Annotated in this window: 6 protein-coding genes; 1 reads left to right on the plus strand and 5 read right to left on the minus strand. The window is 62.9% G+C overall.

The features are described from left to right. Window positions 1-8: 8 nt before the first annotated feature. From PHW99_RS05265 to PHW99_RS05285, 5 genes are all read right to left on the minus strand, one after another. Entirely contained in the window at window positions 9-518 is a 510-nt protein-coding gene (locus tag PHW99_RS05265; RefSeq protein ID WP_300174473.1) for a TspO/MBR family protein, read from the minus strand. Window positions 519-793: 275 nt separating this feature from the next. Further along, window positions 794-2,194, minus strand: a complete 1,401-nt coding sequence (locus PHW99_RS05270) for an exonuclease domain-containing protein (protein WP_300174475.1) — start codon at window positions 2,192-2,194, stop codon at window positions 794-796. 169 nt (window positions 2,195-2,363) lie between these two features. Further along, window positions 2,364-2,909 (minus strand): NUDIX hydrolase, encoded by a 546-nt coding sequence (locus PHW99_RS05275; protein ID WP_300174476.1) that lies wholly within the window; start codon window positions 2,907-2,909, stop codon window positions 2,364-2,366. 18 nt (window positions 2,910-2,927) lie between these two features. Beyond that, window positions 2,928-3,623: a fumarylacetoacetate hydrolase family protein gene (locus tag PHW99_RS05280; RefSeq protein ID WP_300174477.1), complete on the minus strand. Its 696-nt coding sequence runs from the start codon at window positions 3,621-3,623 to the stop codon at window positions 2,928-2,930. A gap of 2 nt (window positions 3,624-3,625) precedes the next feature. Then, on the minus strand, window positions 3,626-3,940 hold the full coding sequence (locus PHW99_RS05285) for an antibiotic biosynthesis monooxygenase (protein ID WP_300174479.1): 315 nt from the start codon (window positions 3,938-3,940) through the stop codon (window positions 3,626-3,628). Between the two features lie 83 nt (window positions 3,941-4,023). On the opposite strand from PHW99_RS05285, the gene ycaO reads away from it, so the two are divergent. Beyond that, window positions 4,024-5,264, plus strand: a 1,241-nt coding sequence (gene ycaO, locus PHW99_RS05290; protein WP_300174481.1) for a 30S ribosomal protein S12 methylthiotransferase accessory factor YcaO, incomplete at its 3' end; no start/stop codon positions are given.

Below are 5,264 nucleotides of genomic sequence, written 5' to 3' on the forward strand. Positions count from 1 at the left end.
GAGCGCACCTATCCAAGCATTGTTGGGTTGGCGCGCCAAGTTGCCCAAGTCAGTGCGGCAGCGAAACTGACCCAAGCGAAGTACGGAGCCAGGATGATTGCCGCGAAACGGTTGAGCCGCCAGAAGCTGACCATGCAGATCAGGATCAGGCACCAGAGCGCAAGGACCTCGAAGAACGCCCAGGCGCCTTGCTTCCAGACGAAGAACAACCACGTCCAGAGAGCGTTTGCGCAAAGCTGGGCAACGAAGAGCCCGAGGGCGCTTTGAGAAACCCGCAGCACTCTGCCGCGCCAGACCAGCCACGCTGCTACAGCCATGAGCAAGTAGAGCGTGGTCCAGACTGGAGCGAACAGCCAGCCGGGCGGCGCCCAGGTCGGCTTTGTGAGCGAGGCGTAGAACGCGCCGGCCTGGGCAGATGCGATCGCGCCCAGAGCCGCTGTCAGGAATGTCAGTGCGAGCCAGCCAAGCAGGCCCAGAGATTGCTGAAAGGGTGTTCGAGTTACCGTTGTGGTTGCCATAGGCTCGCCTCACGAGGCTGTAACTTATTGATCATCAACTTCAGTGTAAACACCATCCACATGTCCCACCCCGGCGAGTAGGGTTCAGAGGTGGCCCTGACCAAGGTGATGGCGAAGTTCACGGTAAAGATCCTGGGATGTTTTTCCAGGGAGGCAGCTTATTGAGGTGACTGAAAAACGCGATTTTTGCGCCTGATGGGGTGGTGCTGCACGGGGGATGCGTCAGCCTGCGCCTGTTGTTTGTATCCGGGCTACAGGCCCATTTTTCTCAAAGCTCAAAACGTCACCAGCGTGGCGCCATATTTGACCGGCTGCAACAGGTATTTGAGCGCCAGCCGGTAGGTGTCCAGATCAAAACGCCGTTCTTGCGGGCGGCTTTGCAGGGCCTCGGCCAGCGCATCGTCGCTGTGCACGGTGGCCAGATGGCACCAGTGGTCAAACAGGTGGATGTCGGTGCGGCCGGTTGATGGGTCGTGTTCACGCAGACCCACGCAGCCGGCAAACGGCCAGGACCGCAGCTTGTCGGCGCTCAGTGCCAGTTGCAGGCGCAGGTTGTGGCGCGACGGGCTTTCTGCGCCACAACAGAGCCCTTGGCAGCGGCCAGCCAGATGGGCAGGGCAGGCGCCCTGGCCCGAGGTCAACCCCAGGGCCTGCGGACACAGCTGGTGGGTTTCGGCCAGTTCACGCAGGCGGCTGATGGCCTGGTTTCTGGAACGGTAGGGGCCATACAGCCGGTCCAGTTGTTCAGGGGCCAGCTTGTTACCCCGTTGCAGCGTCAGCAGGGGGCGTTTGGCCGGGTTGGCGTCCAGCAGCCAGACCCAGGGTGTGTGGTCACGTGCCGCGGGGTGCTGCGGTGGTGTTGCCAAGGTCTTGCGCCAGCGCGTTTCAAGCAGCTGGGCGCCGAGTTCGCCAGCGGTTTCCTGCCAGCTGATGCGCTGCACTGTCTGGCTCAGGCCCGGCACTGGTGGCGCGTGGCCAGCAGCCTGGAAGTGCGACAGGATGCGGTGGCGCAGCCGGGTGCTTTTGCCCACATGCAGCACTTGGTCGCCAGCGCCGTGAAAGGCGTAGACCCCGTGCCCTTCGGGAATGGCTGCGGGCTGCAGGTCCAGCTGCGGCGGCAGCGCGGCGCTGCCCTGCAGCAGCGCCTGGGCATGCTGGCGCAGCCTGTCGATGCCAAATTCGGTGAACACCTGTTGCAGCCAAGTCTGCATCACCTCTACGTCGCCCATGGCGCGGTGGCGTGATGCCGTGGTGATGCCGTGGCGCTGCATGATGGCATCGAGCCCGTGCCCCTTGGCCTGCGGATACAGCCGGCGCGACAAACGCACGGTGCACAGGGTGTGGGTGTGCAGCGTCACGCCCAGGCGGGCGAATTCGCTTTGCAGGAAACCGTGGTCAAAACGCACGTTGTGCGCCACCAGCACGGCGCCGTCCAGCAGGCGCAACAGCTGCGGACCAACTTGGGCAAACGTCGGCGCGTCGGCCACCATGGCGTTGCTGATGCCGGTGAGCCGTTCAATGAAGCCGGAAATGGCCACCCCCGGGTTGACCAGGGTGCTCCAGCGTGCCACCTCGACCCCGTGCTCGAAGCGCACCGCCGCAATTTCGGTGACGCGGTCCTGCGCCGCATGGCCACCGGTGGTCTCCAGGTCAAGCAGGACGTAGCAGGGCAGCATGGCGACTTAGGGGGGGTCAAAAATGATAGCATCTTACCCAAGTGTTGTCTGGGCTAGAGGGATAAAACATCAACAAAACATCAGGGCCAACCAGGCGGGGTCGTCCAGCACACTGGTGACGAAAAAGTGGCCGGTGCGGTAAAACCACAGTGTCAGGGTGGCCTGCAGTTCAGCTGACATCAAAGACGTGGACTTTGAACTGGCCGCTGGCGCGGTCGGCAAAATACCGTTTCAGGGTTTCGGACACGGTGCGGAATGCCATCTCGTTCCAGGGGATCTCGTCCTCGGCAAACAGCCGGGCCTCGCTGGTTTCAATGCCAGGGTCAAACTGGTCGCTGAGCAGGTGGGCCAGGTAGAACAGGTGCACCTGGCCGACCCGGGCAATGTTGACCAGGGCATAAAAATCACCCATCTCGAACTGGGCGCCGGCTTCTTCCAGGGTTTCACGCGCCGCGCCTTGCGAGACGGTTTCATCCAGCTCCATGAAACCTGCCGGCAGGGTCCAGCGGCCCAGGCGCGGCTCGATATTGCGTTTGCACAGCAGCACCTTGTCACCCCAGACCGGGATGGTGCCCACCACGTTGAGCGGGTTTTCATAGTGAATGGTCTGGCAGGACGGGCAGACCGCCCGCGGCTTGGTGTCACCGTCGTCAGGAATCCGGTACACCACGGCGTGGCCGCAGGTCTTGCAGTGCTGAATGGGGGGCCGATGCATGGGGCGCGGGCGGTGGTGTCAGCGCACCGTGAGGCTGATCGGGGTCAGGCCAGCCACCTCGGCCACCAGGGTGTCGCCGGGCACGACAGCGGCCACACCAGCCGGTGTGCCGGTATAGATCAGGTCACCGGCTTGCAGCTCCCAGGCGCTGGAGAGCTGGGCAATGGTTTCGGCCACATTCCAGATCAGGCGGTCGATCTGGCTGTGCTGGCGCAGCGTGCCGTTGACCTGCAGGCGGATGTCGGCCTGATGGATGCCGGGCAAGGCCGCAGCCGGGGTGATCGGGCCGATCGGCGCCGAGTGGTCAAACCCCTTGCCGATGCACCAGGGGCGGCCCTGCTTCTTCATGTCGTTTTGCAGGTCGCGCCGGGTCATGTCCAGGCCCACGGCATAGCCATAGATGTGGCGCAGCACCTGGTCCACGGCGATGTCCCGTCCTCCGGTGCCAATCGCCACCACCAGTTCAATCTCGTGGTGCAGATTCCGGGTCAGGCTGGGGTAGGGCAGGGTGGCGGTCTGGCCGGCCTCCACCACCACAATGGCATCAGCCGGTTTCATGAAGAAAAACGGTGGCTCGCGGCCGCTGTGGCCCATCTCCTGGGCGTGTTCTTCGTAGTTGCGGCCAACACAGTAAATGCGGTGCACCGGAAAACGTGCCGGTGTACCTACCACGGGCACTGACACGGTGGGGCTGGGCGGAAAAACGTAGCTCATGCTCACCCTTTCACGGCGTCTGATTTGGCCACCAGCTCGAAGTGCTGGACCGTCGGTGCGGTGGCAAAAAACGGGCCGACAATCGCGCGCCATTGCCCAAACGCCGGCGACTCCCGAAACCCCACGGTGTGGTCCTCCAGCGTGGTCCAGAAAATCTGCAGCACATAACGCTGGCGGTTTTCCAGACAACGGTTGACCTTGAAACCCTCAAACCCGTGGGCGTGGCTGATGACGGTTTTCAGGCCGCGCTGGATGGCCTCTTCAAAAGCCTCGTTCTGGTCAGGGTGGATGGTGATGTCGGCGAGTTCAAGAATCATGGGGTCTCCGGGTAGGTGGCTGGGCAACGGGCCAATTCTAGAGTCAGGGCCGCCGTCTCGCCGGGCACTGTTATGCTGCACCCATGCACAACACGACTTTTATTCCCGGCAAGGATGCCGCACTCGAATCCACCATCAGCACGCTGCAAGGCAAGCTGCAGCAGCTGGGTTTTCATATTGAAGAGCGCAGCTGGCTCAACCCGGTGGACGGCATCTGGTCGGTCCACATCCGCGACCGCGACTGCCCGTTGATGTTCACCAACGGCAAAGGCGCCAGCCGGCTGGCCTGCCTGGCCAGCGCCCTGGGTGAGTTTGTCGAACGGCTGTCCACCAACTACTTCTGGACCCACTTTTACCTCGGCCCGGACGTGGCCAGCCGCGACTTTGTCCACTACCCGCAGGAGCGCTGGTTTGACGTGCCCGAAGACGGCAGCTGGCCCGCAGAACTGCTGACGCCAGAGCTGCAGCAGCTCTACAACCCGCAGGGCACGGTCGAGGCCCAGGCCCTGGTCGATTTCAACTCCGGCCATCAGGAGCGCGGCATCTGCGCCATCCCCTATGTGCGCGAGCGTGATGGCCAGACGGTGTATTTCCCGGTCAACATCATTGGCAACCTGTATGTCAGCAACGGCATGTCGGCAGGCAACACGCCGCAAGAGGCCCGCACCCAGGCCTTGTCCGAAATTTTTGAGCGTTCGGTCAAGGCGCGCATCATCAGCGAGGGCATGTGCCTGCCCGATGTGCCCGAGGCCGTGATCGCCCGCTACCCGCGCATTGCGCGCGGTATTGCGGCCCTGCGCGAGGCCGGGTTTGGCATCCTGGTCAAGGACGCCTCACTCGGTGGCCAGTACCCGGTGATGAATGTCACCCTGCTCAACCCGCAAGACCAGGGCTGTTTTGCCAGCTTTGGCGCCCACCCGCGGTTTGAAGTGGCGCTGGAGCGGGCCCTGACCGAGCTGCTGCAGGGGCGCGCGCTCGATGCCCTGTCAAACTTTCCGGCGCCGGGGTTTGATCTGGAAGAAACCGCGAGTTCCACCAACATCGAAATCCATTTTGTCGATTCCAGCGGTGTCATTCACTGGAAGTTTCTCGGCAGTGAGCCTGACTATGCGTTTGTCGACTGGAACTTCAGCACCACCACGGCGGATGACGATGCCTGGTGTGTGCAGCGCCTGCACCAGGACGGTCACGACATCTATGTTGCCGAATTCACCCACCTGGGGGCTTATGCCTGCCGCATCCTGGTGCCCGGCCTGTCCGAGATTTACCCGCTCGATGACCTGGAGTTCGAGAACAACAGCGTGGCCAACCCGATCCGCGAGGC

This window comes from Rhodoferax sp. (assembly GCF_028689305.1).
GTDB lineage: Bacteria > Pseudomonadota > Gammaproteobacteria > Burkholderiales > Burkholderiaceae_C > Rhodoferax.